This window comes from Cupriavidus sp. 01L43, from assembly GCF_056399925.1.
In genome coordinates, this window is sequence record NZ_JBFTSH010000007.1 from 63,813 (window position 1) to 82,098 (window position 18,286).

At 66.6% G+C, this 18,286-nt stretch carries 17 protein-coding genes and 1 pseudogene; 13 read left to right on the plus strand and 5 right to left on the minus strand.

The features are described from left to right. The first annotated feature begins 34 nt into the window (after positions 1-34). The 6 genes from AC1DP9_RS13925 to AC1DP9_RS13950 all read left to right on the plus strand — a co-directional run bounded on the left by AC1DP9_RS13925 (position 35) and on the right by AC1DP9_RS13950 (position 5,355). Positions 35-952 carry a CheR family methyltransferase gene (locus AC1DP9_RS13925; protein WP_092295928.1) on the plus strand — a complete coding sequence of 306 codons (918 nt, stop codon included), beginning with the start codon at positions 35-37 and terminating at the stop codon, positions 950-952. Next, on the plus strand, positions 952-1,608 hold the full coding sequence (gene cheD / locus AC1DP9_RS13930; RefSeq protein WP_092295925.1) for a chemoreceptor glutamine deamidase CheD: 657 nt from the start codon (positions 952-954) through the stop codon (positions 1,606-1,608). The genes AC1DP9_RS13925 and cheD overlap by 1 nt, the downstream gene beginning before the upstream one ends. A 22-nt stretch (positions 1,609-1,630) precedes the next feature. Then, complete coding sequence (locus AC1DP9_RS13935) at positions 1,631-2,707, plus strand: protein-glutamate methylesterase/protein-glutamine glutaminase (RefSeq protein WP_441592652.1); 1,077 nt, start codon at positions 1,631-1,633, stop codon at positions 2,705-2,707. A gap of 71 nt (positions 2,708-2,778) precedes the next feature. Then, complete coding sequence (cheY, locus tag AC1DP9_RS13940; RefSeq protein ID WP_144199859.1) at positions 2,779-3,165, plus strand: chemotaxis response regulator CheY; 387 nt, start codon at positions 2,779-2,781, stop codon at positions 3,163-3,165. A 12-nt stretch (positions 3,166-3,177) separates the two neighbouring features. Further along, positions 3,178-3,813: a protein phosphatase CheZ gene (cheZ, locus tag AC1DP9_RS13945; RefSeq protein ID WP_092295916.1), complete on the plus strand. Its 636-nt coding sequence runs from the start codon at positions 3,178-3,180 to the stop codon at positions 3,811-3,813. A 192-nt stretch (positions 3,814-4,005) separates the two neighbouring features. Further along, a complete protein-coding gene (locus AC1DP9_RS13950; protein WP_441592651.1) occupies positions 4,006-5,355 on the plus strand; it encodes a M20/M25/M40 family metallo-hydrolase in 1,350 nt (449 codons plus the stop codon). A gap of 20 nt (positions 5,356-5,375) precedes the next feature. Here the strand turns inward: AC1DP9_RS13950 and AC1DP9_RS13955 are convergent, their stop codons facing one another. The 3 genes and pseudogenes from AC1DP9_RS13955 to AC1DP9_RS13965 form a co-directional block, all read right to left on the minus strand. Then, a complete protein-coding gene (locus AC1DP9_RS13955) occupies positions 5,376-6,326 on the minus strand; it encodes an ABC transporter substrate-binding protein (protein ID WP_477107686.1) in 951 nt (316 codons plus the stop codon). A gap of 143 nt (positions 6,327-6,469) precedes the next feature. Further along, positions 6,470-7,105 (minus strand): maleylacetoacetate isomerase, encoded by a 636-nt coding sequence (gene maiA, locus AC1DP9_RS13960; protein WP_477107687.1) that lies wholly within the window; start codon positions 7,103-7,105, stop codon positions 6,470-6,472. 79 nt (positions 7,106-7,184) lie between these two features. Next, positions 7,185-7,712 (minus strand): annotated as a pseudogene (locus tag AC1DP9_RS13965) (thioredoxin family protein); the annotation flags it as partial. Between the two features lie 238 nt (positions 7,713-7,950). On the opposite strand from AC1DP9_RS13965, the gene AC1DP9_RS13970 reads away from it, so the two are divergent. From AC1DP9_RS13970 to AC1DP9_RS13990, 5 genes are all read left to right on the plus strand, one after another. Beyond that, positions 7,951-8,694 (plus strand): response regulator, encoded by a 744-nt coding sequence (locus tag AC1DP9_RS13970; protein ID WP_092295903.1) that lies wholly within the window; start codon positions 7,951-7,953, stop codon positions 8,692-8,694. Beyond that, on the plus strand, positions 8,691-10,019 hold the full coding sequence (locus AC1DP9_RS13975) for a sensor histidine kinase (RefSeq protein WP_092295900.1): 1,329 nt from the start codon (positions 8,691-8,693) through the stop codon (positions 10,017-10,019). Before AC1DP9_RS13970 ends, AC1DP9_RS13975 begins: the two co-directional genes overlap by 4 nt. A gap of 98 nt (positions 10,020-10,117) precedes the next feature. Further along, on the plus strand, positions 10,118-10,825 hold the full coding sequence (locus tag AC1DP9_RS13980) for a YceH family protein (RefSeq protein ID WP_092295898.1): 708 nt from the start codon (positions 10,118-10,120) through the stop codon (positions 10,823-10,825). 197 nt (positions 10,826-11,022) lie between these two features. Then, positions 11,023-12,810, plus strand: coding sequence for a sensor histidine kinase (locus AC1DP9_RS13985; protein ID WP_477107688.1), 1,788 nt, complete (start codon positions 11,023-11,025; stop codon positions 12,808-12,810). Positions 12,811-12,965: 155 nt separating this feature from the next. Beyond that, positions 12,966-13,829 carry an oxidoreductase gene (locus AC1DP9_RS13990; RefSeq protein WP_092295895.1) on the plus strand — a complete coding sequence of 288 codons (864 nt, stop codon included), beginning with the start codon at positions 12,966-12,968 and terminating at the stop codon, positions 13,827-13,829. A 40-nt stretch (positions 13,830-13,869) separates the two neighbouring features. Here AC1DP9_RS13990 and AC1DP9_RS13995 read toward each other — a convergent pair whose 3' ends face one another. Continuing rightward, positions 13,870-14,151: a type II toxin-antitoxin system RelE/ParE family toxin gene (locus AC1DP9_RS13995; RefSeq protein WP_441592683.1), complete on the minus strand. Its 282-nt coding sequence runs from the start codon at positions 14,149-14,151 to the stop codon at positions 13,870-13,872. Between the two features lie 9 nt (positions 14,152-14,160). Further along, positions 14,161-14,628, minus strand: coding sequence for an antitoxin PaaA2 family protein (locus tag AC1DP9_RS14000; RefSeq protein WP_177219945.1), 468 nt, complete (start codon positions 14,626-14,628; stop codon positions 14,161-14,163). Between the two features lie 428 nt (positions 14,629-15,056). Here AC1DP9_RS14000 and flhB point away from each other — a divergent pair, with 428 nt between their 5' ends. Further along, positions 15,057-16,199 carry a flagellar biosynthesis protein FlhB gene (gene flhB, locus AC1DP9_RS14005; RefSeq protein WP_092295889.1) on the plus strand — a complete coding sequence of 381 codons (1,143 nt, stop codon included), beginning with the start codon at positions 15,057-15,059 and terminating at the stop codon, positions 16,197-16,199. Continuing rightward, positions 16,196-18,283 carry a flagellar biosynthesis protein FlhA gene (flhA, locus tag AC1DP9_RS14010; protein ID WP_092295886.1) on the plus strand — a complete coding sequence of 696 codons (2,088 nt, stop codon included), beginning with the start codon at positions 16,196-16,198 and terminating at the stop codon, positions 18,281-18,283. Before flhB ends, flhA begins: the two co-directional genes overlap by 4 nt. Positions 18,284-18,286 lie beyond the last annotated feature (3 nt).

An 18,286-nucleotide genomic window follows, 5' to 3' on the forward strand; every position in this document is an offset into this window, starting at 1 on the left:
CGCCGCGACCCGGCACTCCACGAAGATACACACCATGACGCCGCTCCGTTCTTCCTCCAGCGCCATCGGGAAGCCAGGCGCGGTTGCCGCCCCCGCCGCGCCGGTGCTGGCGCCGCTGCGCGACGACATGCGTGACTTCCTGCTCACCGAGCATGATTTCGAGAAGGTGCGCGCGCTGATTCACAAGCGCGCGGGCATCTCGCTCGGCAGTCACAAGCGCGAGATGGTCTACAGCCGGCTCGCGCGGCGCCTGCGCTCGCTGGGGCTCGCCGATTTCGGCAGCTACCTGGCCCTGCTCGAGTCCGATGATCGCTCCCAGGAATGGGAGTTCTTCACCAACGCGCTGACCACGAACCTGACCTCGTTCTTCCGCGAGGCGCACCACTTCCCGCTGCTGGCCGAGCATGCCAAGAAGGTTGGCCGGCCCTACAGCGTGTGGTGCGCGGCGGCTTCGACGGGTGAGGAGCCGTACTCGATCGCCATCACCCTGGCCGAGGCACTCGGCGACCGCGCCGGTTCGGTGCTGGCCACCGACATCGACACACAGGTGCTGGCCAAGGCCCGCGCCGGCGTGTACACGGCCGAGCAGGTGGGTCGGCTCTCGCAGGAACGGCTGAAGCGCTTCTTCCTGAAGGGCACCGGCGCACGTTCGGGCTCGGTCAAGGTCAAGCCGGACCTGGCGTCGACGATCGCGTTCGAGCCGCTGAACCTGCTGGCGCCGGAATGGGGATTGCGCGAGAAGTTCGACGCCATCTTCTGCCGCAACGTGATGATCTACTTCGACAAGCCGACCCAGGGCCGCATCCTGGAACGGTTTGCCCCGTTGCTCAAGCCGAATGGCCTGCTGTTCGCCGGCCATTCCGAGAATTTCTCGTATGTCACGCGCGCGTTCCAGCTGCGTGGGCAGACGGTATACGAACTGGCCGGCAAGGGCGGCAGCGGAGGTGCATGATGCGTACGCCCCAGATGCCGGAAGCCATTGCCACGCGCAAGTATTTCGACCGCGAGTTCGGCAAGCAGGCCATCAAGCTGCTGCCGAACGAGTACTACGTGAGCGGCGAGGACGTGGTGCTGACCACGGTGCTCGGCTCTTGCGTGGCCGCCTGTATCCGTGACGAAGTGGCCGGCGTGGGCGGCATGAACCATTTCATGCTGCCGGACGACGAGAACGCCGGGCCGGACCGCATGCTGTCCGCCTCGATGCGCTACGGCTGCTACGCGCTGGAAGTGCTGATCAATGAACTCCTGAAGATGGGCGCCCGACGCGAGCGCCTGGAAGCCAAGGTTTTTGGCGGCGGTGCGGTGCTGGCGAACATGACGACCCTCAATATTGGGGATCGGAATGCCGATTTTGTATTGAAGTACCTGAAGACCGAAGAGATTCGGCTGGCGGCGCAGGATCTGCGTGGCCCGCACGCGCGACGGGTGAGTTATTTCCCGCGCAGTGGCCTGGCGCTGGTGCGCCGGCTGACACGACAAGACGATACGGTAGGCGTGGAACGCGAGGAGCGTGCGCTGGCACGCGCGATTTCCACCTCCACGAAGGCGCCCGTACGAGGCGCAGTGGAATTGTTCACGCGGCAGGCTACGGCAAGGGTGCCGACCTGAAAATGAGACGTAGAGACCAGATATGACCGCCGCGAAGATCAAGGTGCTGTGCGTGGATGATTCCGCGCTTATCCGCAGCCTGATGACCGAGATCATCAACAGCCAGCCAGACATGGAAGTGGTGGGCACCGCCCCCGACCCGCTGGTGGCGCGCGACCTCATCAAGCGCCTGAACCCGGACGTGCTGACGCTGGACGTGGAAATGCCGCGCATGGACGGCCTCGACTTCCTCGAGCGCCTGATGCGCCTGCGGCCCATGCCGGTGCTGATGGTGTCGTCGCTGACCGAGCGCGGGTCCGAAATCACCATGCGCGCGCTGGAGCTGGGCGCGGTGGATTTCGTCACCAAGCCCAAGCTGGGCATCCGCGACGGGCTGATGGAGTACACGGACACCATCGCCGACAAGATCCGCGCGGCGTCGCGCGCCCGGGTGCGGGCCCCCCGCGCCGAGGGCGCGGCCGAAGGCGCCCCGCCGGCGCCGCTGCTGCGCACGCCGTTGCTGTCGACGGAAAAGCTGATCATCGTGGGCGCGTCCACGGGCGGCACCGAGGCCATCAAGGAATTCCTGATGCCGCTGCCGCCGGACTGCCCGGCCGTGATGATCGTCCAGCATATGCCGGCCGGCTTCACGAAGTCGTTCGCGCAACGGCTGAACGGCCTGTGTCGCATCACGGTCAAGGAGGCCGAGCACGGCGAGCGCGTGCTGCCGGGCTATGCGTACATCGCGCCGGGTGACTCGCACCTGTTGCTCGCGCGCAGCGGCGCCAACTACGTGGCGCACCTGTCGCAGGAAGCGCCGGTGAACCGGCACCGCCCGTCAGTCGACGTGCTGTTCGACTCCGCCGCCGTGCATGGCGGCAAGAACGTCACGGGCGTGATCCTGACCGGGATGGGCAAGGACGGCGCGCGCGGCATGCTGCGCATGCGCGAGGCCGGGTCCTACAACCTTGCGCAGGACGAGCAGTCCTGCATCGTGTTTGGCATGCCGAAGGAGGCCATCGCCACCGGCGGCGTGCATGAAGTAGTGCCCCTGCATTCGATGAGCCAGCGCGTCATGGCGCACCTGGCCACCTTCGGTGCGCGGGCGCAGCGCGTGTAGGGCACCGGCCCTGGGCACGCGCCGGGCGCAGTTTTCGTATTTGTTATCCACAACCGTATTGGAGCCGTATAGTGGACAAGAACATCAAGATCCTCGTGGTCGACGACTTCCCGACCATGCGTCGGATCATCCGTAACCTGCTTAAGGAACTCGGTTTCACCAACGTGGAAGAAGCCGAGGACGGCGCCGCCGGCCTGGAGAAGGTGAAGGACGGCAGCTTCAATTTCGTCGTGTCCGACTGGAACATGCCGAACATGGACGGCCTGACCATGCTGCAGTCGATCCGCGCGATTCCCGAGATCGCCAAGACGCCGGTGCTGATGGTGACCGCCGAGGCCAAGAAGGAAAACATCATTGCTGCAGCGCAGGCTGGCGCCAATGGCTATGTGGTGAAGCCGTTCACCGCGGCGACGCTGGACGAGAAGATCACCAAGATCTTCGAGAAGCTGGGTCAGTAAGAGGGGCACGACATGTCGACGACTCAGACTTTCAGCAATGAATCAGCCGATCAGATCATCCATCGCATCGGCAACCTCACGCGGATGCTGCGCGATAACATGCGGGAGCTGGGGCTCGACAAGGAAATCGAGCGGGCCGCACAGGCCATTCCTGACGCGCGCGACCGCCTGAGCTACATCGCCGCCATGACCGAGCAGGCCGCCGAGCGTACGCTCACGGCCGTGGAACTGGCGCAGCCGCTGCAGGAAGACCTCGAAGCCCGCGCCAACGCGCTGGACAAGCGCTGGGACGCGTGGTTCGAGACGCCGGTGGAACTGGGCGATGCCCGGGCCCTGGTGCTCGACACGCGCGAGTTCCTGACCGAGGTGCCGCAGAAGGCCAAGGCCACGGGCAGCCACCTGCTCGAGATCATGATGGCCCAGGACTTCCAGGATCTGACGGGTCAGGTCATCAAGAAGATGATGGACATGATCCGCTCGCTGGAGCAGGAACTGCTGCAGGTACTGATCGACAACGTACCGGCCGATCGTCGCGTGGAAGCTCCGCCCACGCTGATGAACGGTCCGCAGATCAACCCCGAGGGCAAGGCCGACGTGGTGTCGGACCAGTCGCAGGTGGACGATCTGCTGGCAAGCCTGGGCTTCTGAAGCCACATCAGGTCATGGCAGGATGCAACGGGACAATCGCGTCGGGCGATTGTCCCGTTTGTTTTTGGAGACGGTCCCGCGAGCACATCGCCGCATTCGCTGGCAGAATGTGATCGCTCCCCGGCTTCGCGGTACCGAGCAGGTCCCGGGCCGGGTTTTTGTGTCGTATCACTGCCAGAGGATACTGTCGCCATGCCAGCCCGTTGCCGTACCGTCTTCGCCCGTCACGTCGTCCCGTTCGCCACGCTGGCCTTCGCCGGGGTCGCCTCCGCACAAACGCTGACGGTGCCGCAGGTCTCGCCCCAGGTTGACAGCACCTATACGCGCCTCGAGGCCTCGCCGGTGGTGAAGAAGCTGCTCGACGACGTAAAGGCAGACGACGCCCGCGCGCTGACTGAACTGAAGACGATGACGGAGATTCCCGCGCCGCCGTTCAAGGAGTCCGCGCGCGCGCAGTATTTCGTATCGCGCCTGAAGGCGCTGGGGCTGACCGATGCGCGCATCGACGCCGAGGGCAATGCCATCGGTATCCGCAAGGGCACTGGCAACGGGCCCAAGCTGCTGATCTCCGCCCACCTCGACACCGTGTTCCCGCAGGGCACCGACGTCACCGTGAAATCGCGCGACGGCAAGCTCTATGCGCCCGGTATCGGCGATGACACGCGCGGCCTGGCCGTGCTGCTGTCCTGGCTCAAAGTGCTCAACGAGAACAACGTCCGCACGGTGGGGGACATCGTGTTCGTGGGCAACGTCGGCGAGGAGGAACTCGGTAACCTGCGCGGCATGAAGGCAGTGTTCCGCGATCATCCCGATATCGACGGCATGATCGGCCTCGAACCGGGCACCGGCGAGCGCGTGCTGACGCAAGGCACCGGCAGCCATCGCTACGAAATTACGTTCCGTGGCCCGGGCGGCCATAGCTTCGGCGCGTTCGGCCTGCCGAGTGCCATCCACGCGATGGGCCGCGCGATCGGCAAGGTCAGCGATGTCCGCACGCCGACGGACCCCAAGACCACGTTCACGGTCGGCACGGTGGGGGGTGGCACATCGGTCAACGCCATTGCCGGAGATGCCAAGATGGCCATCGACATCCGCTCCAACGGCACGCCGGCCCTGCTCGAAACCGAGAAGCACATCATGTCCGCCATCGCATCGGGTGTGGCTGACGAGAACGGCCGCTGGTCGCCCACCAAGGGCAATGAGATCACCTTCCAGGCAAAGCAGATCGGCGACCGGCCGGCAGGCCAGACCGCCACGGACTCGGTCATCGTGCAGTCGGCCGTGCGCGTGATCAAGGCCAATAGCAAGGAAGCGCCCAGCCTGCGCGGCGGCAGCACCGATGCCAATGTGCCGATGTCGCTCGGCATTCCGGCGGTTATCCTCGGCAGCGGCGGCAAGTCGGGCGGTTCCCACTCGCGCGACGAATGGTTCGACCCGACCAATGCCCATGAGGGTGCGCAGTGGGCACTCACCACGGTGCTCGGGCTGGTCGGCGTGGAAGGCGTGAGCGAGCCCTTGCTCGCCAAGCGGCCGACGAAGTAGGGCGCTGCCCCGGATCGCTGTCAGGCGGGCAGTCCGAAGCGGGTGTCGAACGTCGATGCCACCTCGAGCCGCTGCTTCAGCAATCCGGATTTGAGGTAGAAGTCGGCGGTCTGCTGCTGGATGGCGACGAGGCTGGCATCGATCGGCTGCCATGTCGTATGGCGTCGCTCGAACTGCAGCCGCGCCGCCTCCGGCGAGATGCCGATGATGCGCGCCAGCGTGGCGGAGAACTCCGCCGCGTGTTCATAGGACCAGACCTGGGCGCGCACCACGCGCTGGAGGAAATCGGCCAGGACCGCGCGCTTGGCAGCGAGCGCCGCGTCGGTGGCGGCGAGATAGCTGAGCCCCGACCACAGGCCACGCCCGCTGACGAGTACCCGGGCGTGGCCGCTGGTCTCCGCCATGGCCGTGTACGGTTCCCAGGTCGCCCACGCATCGACGGAGCCATTGGTCAGCGCGAGCTTGGTATCGGCTGGAGGGAGGAAGCGTATGTTGGCGTCCTCGGGTTTCAATCCGGCTGACGCCAATGCCTTCAGCGTCACGAAATGGCCAATCGAACCCCGGTTCGTGCCGATGCTCTTGCCTTTGAGGTCAGCCGCGGTCTTCAGCGGTGAATCGGGCCGCACGAGGATGGCGGTGCCATAAGGGTCCGACCGGTTGGCCCCAATCAGCTTGATCCGCGTACCCGCCGCGAGTGCGAAGATCGCCGGCGCATCGCCAATCGGCCCGCAATCGACCGCCCCCGCATTGAGCGCCTCCGCCAGCGGCGCAGCGGCCGGGAACTCCGTCCACTGGATATCGTAGCCAATGCCCTTGAGCGCATCGGCGGATTCGAGCAGCGCCCGCAGGCCACCCTTCTGGTCCCCCGCCTTGAGGACAGGGCGCGACTGCCCACGCGCGGTGGAAATCAGCACAGGAGCGGCGGCAAGCGTGGCGCCATAGCGCAGGAACTGGCGACGGGAAGCGGTCATCGGAATCCGTTCGAACAAGGCCGGACTGGCCAACAGTCCAAGACCCTACGCCGTGCCCCCGACGATGCGAACGAATGTTTTCGCGCTTTGTTATGCGGGGGTGGGAGCTTCCCGGAACGCCCCGGTCCCCTAGCCATCTCCCGCTACCGCCTAGCCGCCGGTGCGTTCTCCGCAAACGCCTTCACGTCCCGCAGCCGATCCACGATTTCGGCGATGTGTGGCCATTGCTCCAGTTCGATGCCCGCGCGCTCCGCGTTGATCGCTTGGGGGAAGAGGAAGATGTCGGCGATTGTCGGCGTGTTGCCGGCCACGTAGGGGCCGGTGCGGCGGGCGCCGAGGCGGGCTTCCACGGCGGTCAGGCCTTCCAGGATCCAGTGGCGGTTCCACGTCACCACGCCCGTCGCGCCCATCCCGGGCATCTTGCCGAGGTAGGCCGCCACGCGCGGTGGCACCAGCGCGTGGATTTCGCTGGCGATGGCCAGGGCGATCGAGCGGGAGAAGGCGCGGCCCGCGCCGTCCTTGGGTAGCAGCGGTGGCAGCGGGAAGCGCTCGTCGAGGTACTCCACGATGGCCAGCGACTGGGTCAGCAACTCGCCTTCGTCGGTCTGCAGCGCCGGCACCAGTCCTTGTGGATTGATGCCGAGGTAGTCCGCCTGCCGGTTCTCGGCACCGTCGCCCAGGATGCCGACGGTGACCATCTCGACCTGCACCCCCTTCATGGCCAGCGCGATACGCACGCGCGATGTGGCCGACGAAATCTCGTTCTCGTAAAGCTTCATGCTGAATCTCCGTGGATTGGCCGTCGGGTTACTGCGCCGGTGCCGCTGCCGGTACTGGCGCCGCTGCCGCGCCAGCCTTGGCTTCCTTCAGCAGCGTCTGGATGATCTGCTCGGACTTCTCGTAGTCCCCTTCGCCCACGTGGTAGTGCCGGATGCGCCCGTTCGCGTCGATGAAGTACAGCGCCGGCCAGTAGTTGTTCTGGAAGGCGCGCCAGATCTTGTAGTCGTTGTCGATGGCGATGGGGTAGGTGAGCTTGAACCGCTTCAGCGCGTCGCGGACGTTACCCACGTCCTTTTCGAACGGAAACTCGGGCGTATGCACGCCGATCACGGTCAGCCCCTGGTCCTTGTACTTCTCGGCCCAACTGCGCACGTACGGCAGCGTATTGATGCAGTTGATGCACGAATAGGTCCAAAAATCGATCAGCACGACCCGGCCGCGCAGTTGCGCCATGTTCAGCGGAGGCGAGTTGAGCCAGGTCGTCGCGCCGTCCAGGGGGGGCGCCGGGGCGTCCGTGCGGGCGGCGCGGGCGTCGCTCAGGCCGGGAAACTGGCCGTTGGCCAGGCTGATGCCGACGGCGGCAAGCGCCGCCAGCGCCATGGCGCCAAAGGTGCGGCGCGTGAAGGAAGAGGGGGTGGTCATGGCAGTGCGCTCCGTTCGGGTGGTGTATGGTCGCTATCAGACACCGTGCGCGTGTACCGGATGTATCGCCCGCCGGCCGCCAGGTAAGGTATTGTCTGCCCGGCTTGGCCAGATACACTGGCATACAAAGGGAAGTGCAACCAATCGCCAGAGCGGGCAAACTCCGCTCATCGCCACTGAAATCTACCAAGAGCGCCGCCAGATGGACGCCCATATCGACCATATCCTTGTTGTTGACGATGACCGCGAAATCCGCGAGCTGGTGTCCACCTACCTGACCCGTAACGGGCTGCGGGTGACCATTGCGCCGGACGGCCGCCACATGCGGACCTTCCTGGAGTCGAACGTCGTCGACCTGATCGTGCTGGACATCATGATGCCCGGCGACGACGGCCTGACGCTGTGCCGCGAACTGCGCGCCGGGAAGCACAAGAGCACCCCGATCCTGATGCTGACCGCCCGCAGCGATGAGACAGACCGGATCATCGGCCTCGAAATGGGCGCCGACGACTACCTCGCCAAGCCGTTCGCCGCGCGCGAGCTGATGGCGCGGATCAAGGCGGTGCTGCGGCGCACCCGGATGCTTCCGCCCAATCTCCAGGTGTCCGAGGCGGGCCGGCTGCTCACTTTCGGCGACTGGCGTCTCGACACCACCGCCCGCCATCTGCTGGACAAGGACGGCACTGTCGTGGCCCTGAGCGGCGCCGAGTACCGGCTGTTGCGCGTGTTCGTCGACCATCCGCAGCGCGTGCTGAACCGTGACCAGCTGCTGAACCTGACGCAGGGCCGTGACGCCGAGCTGTTCGACCGCTCGATCGACCTGCTGGTCAGCCGCCTGCGCCAGCGGCTGGGCGATCACGCCCGCGAGCCGATCTACATCAAGACGGTGCGCAGCGAGGGCTACGTGCTGGCGATGCCCGTCGAGATCACCGAGGCACGCGAATGACCACGGCCGCCCTGGTAGCGCCGCAGTCGCGGGTGCGCTGGTGGCCCGGCACCCTGAGCGCACGGCTGTTCCTGATCCTGCTGGCGGGGCTGGTCATCGCCTATGCGATGTCGTTCACGGTGCTGTTCATGGAACGCTACGTCACCGCGCGCACGGTCATGCTGGGCACGCTGGAAAACGAAGTGGCCACTTCCATCGCCATTCTCGACCGCCTGCCCGCCGCCGAGCGCCCGGACTGGATCCACCGGCTGGACCGGCCGACGTACCGCTACGTCCTCGGCCCTGGCCTGCCGGGCGTGCCCGACATGACCATGCGCGCCAAGGACATCGCCAACAAGATCGAGGAGGCGGCCGGCCAGCGCTTCCCGGTCCGGGTCGAGATGATTCCGGGCGACGGCAAGCGCCTGCAGGCGCACCTGACACTGAGCGACGGCAGCCCGCTGACTATCGACGTCCATCCTGCCATGGCACCGCTGGCGCATTGGCTGCCCTATGTGATGGTGGCGCAACTCGCGCTGCTGGTGCTGTGCAGCTGGTTTGCGGTGCGGCAGGCCATCCGGCCGCTGGCGACGCTGGCCGATGCGGCGAACACGCTCGACCCGAACCAGACCACGCCGCGCATGAGCGAGACCGGCCCGAGCGAGGTGGCCCACGCGGCGGTGGCGTTCAACGCCATGCGCGACCGCATCGCCCATTTCGTGGAGGAGCGCGTGCGCATTCTCGCGGCCATCTCCCACGATCTGCAGACCCCCATCACGCGCATGAAGCTGCGTGCCGAGATGGCCGAGGAGTCTGTCGAGAAGGACAAGCTCATCAGCGACCTGTCCGAGATCGAGCGGCTCGTGCGCGAGGGGCTGGCCTATGCGCGCAGCACGCACGTCGATGGCGAGGCCGATACGCGTATCGACATCGGTTCGTTCCTGGAAAGCCTGGTCTACGACTATCAGGACACTGGCAAGGCCGTGACCATGGAGGAATGCGTGGGCGGGGCGATCGTCACGCGCCCGCATGCCCTGCGGCGCATCCTGACCAACCTGATCGACAACGCCCTGAAGTTCGGCGGCGCGGCCGAGATCGTCGCCCGGCGCGACGCCGATGGCGCCCTGCGGCTGATGGTGATGGATCGCGGCGCCGGCATCCCGGAGGAACAGCTCGATGCGGTGCTCCAGCCGTTCTATCGCGTGGAGGCCTCGCGGAACCGCGATACCGGCGGTAGCGGGCTGGGGCTGGCCATCGCGCAGCAACTGGCGCAGGCGCTCGGCGGCAAGCTGGCGCTGCGAAATCGCGAAGGCGGCGGACTCTCCGCGGAGGTGATCCTGCCTTGATGGCCTGATGCGCCGCGCGGGCGGCAGTTGCATCGTCCCCGCGCTTGCGATCCAATGGGCGCCTTCGCGTGATCACGCCCCTCACCTTGATGTCATCGATGAATGCCAATACAGAAATCCCGGCGCGGCCGCCGCTGCGCGCGCTGACGGCGCTGGAAGGCCGCGTGGTCGCTGTGCTGCTGGAGAAGCAGTACACCGTGCCGGACACCTATCCGCTCTCGCTCAATGCGCTGGCGTCGGGCTGCAACCAGAAGACCGCGCGGTCGCCGGTGATGAGCGTGTCGGAGGACGAGATCCTGACGGCCATCGACGGCCTGAAGTCGCTGAGTCTGGTGTTCGAGGGCAGCAGCAGCCGGGTGCCGCGCTTCGAGCAGAACATGGCCAAGGTGCTTGGCGTGCCGAGCCAGTCGGCGGCGCTGCTGTCCACGCTCCTGCTGCGCGGCCCGCAGACGGCGGCGGAGCTGCGCCTCAACACGGCGCGCCTGCACGCCTTCGCGGATATCTCGTCCGTGGAGGGCTTTCTCGATGAACTCGCCGAGCGCAATCCGGCCCTCGTTATCCGCCTGCCGCGCGCCCCGGGCGAGCGGGAGAGCCGCTGGATGCATCTGCTCTGCGGCGAGGTCAGCGTGGCAGACCTGGCGGCGCCGCGCGGGGCGTCGGCGCCGGAAGGCGGCTCGTCTTCGGAACTCGAAGCGCTGCGTATCAGCCAGCGCGAGCTGGCCGACAAGGTGGCGCGGCTGCAGGCCCTGGTCGAAGAGATGGCCGGGCAGCTCGGCATCGAGGTGGAACCCGGGCGGCTCGGCTAGCCACCCGCGCAGCCGCCGGCCCCCACGCTAGATGGCAGTTGCGTTAAACCCGCCGCCCCGCCAACGTGGGGGTGTTGCGGGGAGGAATCAGTCCGCGCGCGCGGGCGCCGTTATCGGCACGGCGTAAAAGGTTCGATGCTATAAAGGGGCGTCGGCCGTCACACGGCCTTGTTTGCCTGCGCCCTTCCGGAATCCTCATGAGCCAGCCCAGTGGCGACATCCAGTCCGCCATGGTGCGACTGCTGTATCGACAGTCGCATGGGGTCCTGTTCGCCAACTTCGTGATTCCGGTGGCCATCGTGTACGCGCTGCGCCACAGCGCATACATCGGGCCGCTGCTGTGGTGGATGGCGATGGTCTATGCCGTCACGCTTGCGCGCATTCTGCTCTCGACGGTGTTCTATCGGCATGAGTCCAGCGCCACGCCGCGCGCCTGGGCTAACCGCTTCGCAGCGATGTCATGGGTATCGGCGGCGTTGTGGGGATGGGTCGGCTCGACCGCGCTGTTCCCGCCGGGCGCCGAGTGGACGGCTTTCGCCTGCATCGTCCTGGCCGGCATGACGTGCGGCGCCGTGCCGGCGCTGTCCGCCCAGCCACGCATCTACGTCGGCATGGTCTTGCTGATGAGCGGCCCGTTCATCGTCCATTGCGCGATGCGGCCGGAGCCTATCTACAACGTTTACGCGGCATTCGGGGTCGCCCTGGTCGTCGTGAACAGCTATTTCAGCCGCGTCACGTATCAGACCCTGCTGACCGGGGTGAAGCTGCGCTTCGAGAATCTCGCCCTGATCGGCCAGCTTGAGCATGAGCGCGACCGGGCAACCGCGGCCGACATGGCCAAGACGCGCTTCCTGGCCGCCGCCAGCCACGACCTGCGCCAGCCGGTGCATGCGCTGGGGCTGCTTTCCGCTTCGCTGTCGGCGGTGGCGGAGCGTGGCGATGTCCGCGCTGATGCGGCCACGCAGATCAGCCGGCGCCTGAACGGCACGCTCGACCGCATGGGCGGACTGCTCGACGGGCTGCTGCACGTGTCGCGGCTCGACGCCGGCCTGATGCCGGCACGGCGGCGCCCGCTGTCCCTCGGCAAGCTGCTCGCCGAACTGCGCGACGAGTATGCCGAGCAGGCCAGCCAGCGCGGCAGCACGCTGCGCGTGCGGGTCGCCCAGGCGTGGATCGACAGTGACCCCGAGCTGCTGCGGCGCATCCTGGACAACCTGTTGAGCAACGCGCTGCGCTACGCGCCGCAGTCGCGCATCGTGGTGGGCGCCCGGCGCCGGCCCGGCGCGATCGAGATCCAGGTCCTGGACAGTGGGCCCGGCATTGACCCCTCGCAGCAGGCGCTGGTCTTCGAGGAGTTCGCCCAGTTGCCCAATGTGCAGAGCGAACACGGGCTGGGCCTCGGTCTCGCCATCGTGCGTCGGCTGGCGGACCTGCTCGGCCATCCCGTGAAGCTGCGCTCCACGCCCGGCCGGGGGAGCAACTTCTCGGTGACCGTGCCACTGGCGCGCGATGTCGAGCCGGAAGCGCCGGCCCTGACCAGCGCCGAAGGTCGCGCCCCGGCGGACCTCCAGGCGCGCTATGGCGTGATGCTGGTCGACGACGATCCCCAAATCCTCGCGGCGCTGGGCGACCTGCTCGCGTTCTGGGGCCACACGGTCTATGCGGGCGCCACGGTCGAAGCGGTCTGCGCCGCCCACCAGCGCGCGCGCATCGCCGGCCCGGCCCCGGTAGACCTGATCCTGGCCGACTACCGGCTGGCCGCGCAGGTGACCGGCCGGCAGGCCATCGCGTGGCTGCGCGAGTACCTCGACACCGAGGTGCCGGGCCTGATCGTCACCGGCGACACGGCGCCGGACCGCCTCAAGGCGCTCCACGCCAGCGGCTTCCGGGTGCTGCATAAGCCGATTGCCGCGCCGTTGCTGCGGCAGGCGATCGTCGAGACGGTACGTGGCGGCACGATGGCCGAGAGCCTCCATTCCGGCTAAGGTCGATTCACAACCAGTAGTTGCTTTTCATGCAATCCACATCACCATTGTTTGTGGAAGTCTGACTACCTACCATGGGTCTCAACGGTAACCGACACGCCGCGACGATCGCAGCGAAGGCCGGAACCGAGCCAACCCAATCCCAGGAGTCAGTCATGTCCGATTCGAAGCAATCCCAAAGCAAGGTCTGGTTCATCACCGGTGCGTCGCGCGGTTTCGGCACGCTGTTTGTCCGCAACGCGCTGGCACGCGGTGACCGCGTCATCGCCACGGCGCGCAATCCCCAGGCCATCGTCGATGCCATTGGCGACCAGCCCGGCCTTCTCGCGGTCAAGGTCGATGTGACCAACGAATCGGACGCCGTCGAGGCCGTGCGCCAGGGCGTGGCCCGCTTCGGCCGGATCGACGTGCTGGTGAACAACGCCGGCTACGGCGTGCTCGGCGCGGTGGAGGAGACCAGCATCGCCGAAGCGAAGGCTAACTTCGACACCAACGTCTTCGGCATGCTCGCCGTCAGCCGGGCCGTGCTGCCGCAGATGCGCCAGCAGCGCAGCGGCCATGTCATCAATATCTCGTCGCTGGGCGGCTACTCGGCCTATCACGGCTGGGGCGTCTATGGCGCCTCGAAGTTTGCGGTGGAGGGGCTGACCGAAGCCATGTCCCAGGAGCTGGCCCCGCTGGGCATCCACGCCACGGTGGTTGAGCCGGGCTTCTTCCGCACGGACTTCCTGAACGACAACTCGCTGGTTGCCACCAAGACCGAGATTGCCGACTACGCCGAGACGGTGGGCGCGATGCGCGTCTTTGCTGCTGGTGCCAACCACAACCAGCCGGGCAACCCGGAGAAGCTCGCCGAGGCGATGCTGCAACTCGTGGACAGCGACCATCCCCCGCTGCGGCTGCCGCTGGGCACGGACGCCATCGCCCGCATCGAACAGAAGCACAAGTTCGTGGAAGCCGAGCTGGCCGCATGGCGCACCCTGGCTGAGTCGACGGATCACGCGGACGTGGTGCGGTAAGGCAGCCGGGTTAGCGGTCAGGCATGGCCGCCAACCCGCGCTAAGTGAGACGCCGACGCTGCTGACGCGTACCAACGATACGCAGGATGTGAATGACCTCCTCCTGCGGATGCCATGCGTAGACCAGCACGTGTTCGCGATTCAAGATAATGTGTCGTGTACCAGGCACTTTTCCGGCGGGATACATTGCTGGAAACCTGACAAGCGCTTCGAGGCGATCGGCAATGAGCAGGTTCAGGTTCACGGCGGCCAACCGGTTGTCAGCGGCGATGCGGTGGAACAGGGCCTTGCGTTCCTCCCGTGCGGTCGTTGACCACTCCACCCTCAACGGTCAACTCCCCCGGTTCGAATCGCGGGCGATGCTGGCCAGCAGCGCCTCATTCTCTTCCGCCATTTCCCGCAATACGACTTCGTGCGGCACGCGCGGCCGGGAATCATCTAACCCCGCCTGCACCTGCCCCTTAAACCACCGGTCATAAGCCGCCGCCTCGTGGGCCGCGCGCATGCGCTCGGCGGCGTCCAGGCGGGGACGGGCGACGTGGGTGCCAGGCTGGAACGCCGTGGCGTCGACTTCGAATTCTGCTATCTGCATACGGACGAGAAAGTTGACCAACGTGTCGAGCTTCGGCCAGACGCGGACGTTGCCGCGCCGGACCACCAGGGTGCTCTCGCTCGTCCCGTACCGGACCACGATCCGCCAGCCGCCCGTCTGCGCCACGGCGCGTACGCGCTGCAGGCTGCCGGAGGCGGACAGTTTTTCGAGCATCGTCTGGTCGATGGTGGCCGTCTGTGCCGTCATGGCATATCCCCTCAATTGTGATCGATACGGGGAATATGCTACCAAACATCTATTGGCTGGCAGCCGATCCACTACAAAATGCGAGATTTGCGAAAGCCAGGCCAGACTACCCGGACTGCCGGCAAAGACTGTCGAATTGCTGTTGAGATCACATGTTTGGTGCAATCTTTAACGAAAACACATCATTGCGTGGTACCGGCAAGACATGGCAAGATGGCCGCCCGATCGGTGCCAAAACGACGCCGGAGTGGCCGCCACCGCACCTTTGCCCTAAAGGTCGGTACCCCCCGGGCCGTTAACTCCGCTGCCCCCCTCATTCCTGAAACAGGCACCTGTTTCCCTCCCTTTTCCCCTGAATGCCAGCGCCCCCGGGATTTGATAATCCTCGCTGACGAAGTGCCGCCTGCGCGCTTCGCGTTGGAGCGTCCATGTCCGAGGAAAGCGATCTCGAGAAAACCGAACCCGCCTCACCCCGGCGCCTGGAAAAGGCGCGCGAGGAGGGGCAGGTGGTGCGTTCGCGCGAGCTCGGCACGTTCGTGATGCTGATGACGGGCGTGATCGGCCTGTGGGTCATGGGCGGCACGCTGGGCCGCCGGCTGGACGCCGTGATGCACAAGAGCCTGGCTTTCGAGCCGGCCACCGCGTTCGACACCAACCGCATGCTGTCGCAGTTCGGCATCGCCATCTGGGACAGCCTGCTGGCCTTCCTGCCGCTGCTGCTGATGTTCGGCGTGGCCGCGCTGATGGCCCCGCTGGCGCTGGGCGGCTGGCTGTTCGCGAGCAAGTCGTTCATGCCGGATTTCTCGCGCCTCTCCCCGCTGCAGGGGCTGGGCCGGATGTTCTCCTCGCATTCGCTGGTGGAACTCGGCAAGGCCATCGCCAAGTCGCTGCTGGTGGGCGGCGTGGGCGCCTGGATGGTCTGGCGCAAGCTGCCGGAGGCCGTGGCGCTGATGAACGCGCCCGTGCAGGAGGCGCTGCTGCACCTGATGGAGCTAGTGCTCTACGTGTGCGGCGTGGTGTCCGGCTCGCTGCTGCTGGTGGTGGCGCTGGACGTGCCCTGGCAGCTCTGGACGTTCTACAAGAAGCTCCGCATGACCAAGGAAGAGGTCAAGCAGGAGATGAAGGAAACCGATGGCGATCCGCACATCAAGGCCCGCATCCGGCAGCAGCAGCGGGCCATGGCGCGTCGCCGCATGATGACCGAGGTGCCCAAGGCCGATGTGGTGGTGACCAACCCCACGCACTTCGCCGTGGCGCTGCGCTATGAGGAAGGCGGCATGGGCGCGCCGCGCGTCGTCGCCAAGGGAACCGAGGAAGTGGCCGCTCGCATTCGCGAACTGGCCGCCGAACATCGCGTGCCGATCCTGTCCGCGCCGCCGCTGGCGCGGGCGCTGCACCGGCACGTGGAGCTGGGGCATGAAATCCCGGCGGGCCTGTATACCGCCGTGGCCGAGATCCTGGCCTGGGTCTATCAACTGAAACACTGGCACTACTCCAACGGTCCGCAGCCTTCGGGACCGACGGAGCTGGTGGTGCCGGACGAACTTGCCGTACCGGAAGCCCGCGCATGAACGCACTGACGAATTTCTTCAACATCCCGGGCCTGCGCTCGGGTGCCCAGCTGAAGGCGCTGGCAGGACCGCTGCTGATCGTCATGATCCTCGGCATGATGATCCTGCCGCTGCCCGCGTTCGTGCTGGACCTGCTGTTCACGTTCAACATCGCGCTGTCCATCATGGTGCTGCTGGTGGGCATGTACACCCGCACGGCGCTGGACTTCGCGGCGTTCCCGGCCGTGCTGCTGTTCTCCACGCTGCTGCGCCTGTCGCTGAACGTGGCCTCCACGCGCGTGGTGCTGCTGGAGGGCCATACCGGCCCGGACGCCGCCGGCAAGGTGATCGAGGCCTTCGGCCACTTCCTGGTGGGGGGCAACTTCGCGGTGGGTATCGTGGTGTTCGCCATCCTGGTGGTGATCAACTTCATGGTGATCACCAAGGGTGCGGGCCGTATCGCCGAAGTGGGCGCGCGCTTCATGCTCGATGCCATGCCCGGCAAGCAGATGGCCATCGACGCGGACCTGAACGCCGGCCTGATCAACGAGGAAGGCGCCCGCAAGCGCCGTACCGAAGTGGCGCAGGAGTCCGACTTCTACGGCGCCATGGACGGTGCCTCGAAGTTCGTGCGCGGCGACGCCATCGCCGGCCTGATCATCATGTTCATCAACGTCGCGGCCGGCATGGTCGTGGGCATGGTGCAGCATGACCTGGACTTCGGCACCGCGGTGCACAACTACACGCTGCTGACCATCGGCGATGGCCTGGTTGCGCAGATCCCGGCGCTGGTGATCTCCACCGCCGCCGGTGTGATCGTCTCGCGCGTGTCGAACGAGCAGGACGTCGGCCAGCAGCTTACCGGCCAGCTCTTCTCGAACCCGCGCGTCATGTTCCTGACCGCCGGCATCATCGGCGCGATGGGCATCATCCCGGGCATGCCGCACTTCGCCTTCCTGCTGCTGGCCGGCGCGATGGCCTGGTTCGGCCGCTACATGCTGCGCCGCGACGCCGTGCAGGCCGAGACCAAGGTCCGCGAAGAGCGCAAGCCGGCCGTGGCCGCAGAAGCCGCCGAAGCCACGTGGGAAGACGTGACGATGGTCGACCCGCTGGGCATGGAAGTGGGCTACCGCCTGATCACGCTGGTGGACCGCGGCCAGAACGGCGAACTGCTGGGCCGTATCAAGAGCATCCGCAAGAAGATTGCGCAGGACATCGGCTTCCTGGTGCCGGTGGTGCATATCCGCGACAACCTCGAACTCAAGCCCAACGCCTACCGCATCACGCTCAAGGGCGTGGAGATCGGCAGCGGCGAGGCCACGCCGGGCCAGTGGATGGCCATCAACCCCGGCCAGGTCAGCGGCACGCTCCCGGGCCCGGTCACGCGCGACCCCGCTTTCGGCCTGCCGGCGGTGTGGATCGACGCCAGCCTCAAGGAACAGGCGCAGGCCTACGGCTACACCGTGGTCGACGCCAGCACCGTGGTGGCCACCCACCTGAACCACCTGATCCAGATGCACGCCTCCGAGCTGCTGGGGCGCCAGGAAGTGCAGTCGCTGCTGGACCGCATCGCCAAGGAATCGCCGAAGCTGACCGAAGACCTCGTGCCGAAGACGATCTCGCTGACCGGCCTGCAGAAGGTGCTGCAGAACCTGCTGGACGAAGGTGTGCCGATCCGCGACATGCGCACGATCCTCGACGTGGTGGCCGAGCACGCCACCAAGGTCAGCGAGCCTACCGAACTCACGGCGCTGGTGCGCGTGGCGCTGGGCCGGGCCATCACGCAGCAGCTGTTCCCGAACAATGCCGACCTGCAGGTCATCAGCCTCGACGCCGGCCTGGAACGCGTGCTGACGCAGGCGCTGGCCAACGGCGGCGGCATCGAGCCGGGCCTGGCCGATGCGCTGCTCCAGCAGGCGCAGGGCGCGGTCGGCCGCCAGGAGCAGATGGGTCTCGACCCCGTGCTGCTGGTGCCGTCCCCGCTGCGGCCGCTGATGGCGCGCTTCCTGCGCCGTACGCTGCCCCAACTGAAGGTGCTGTCGCATGCCGAAGTCCCGGACAACCGCAACATCCGCATTACCGCAATGATCGGCGGCGCGGCGTAAGGA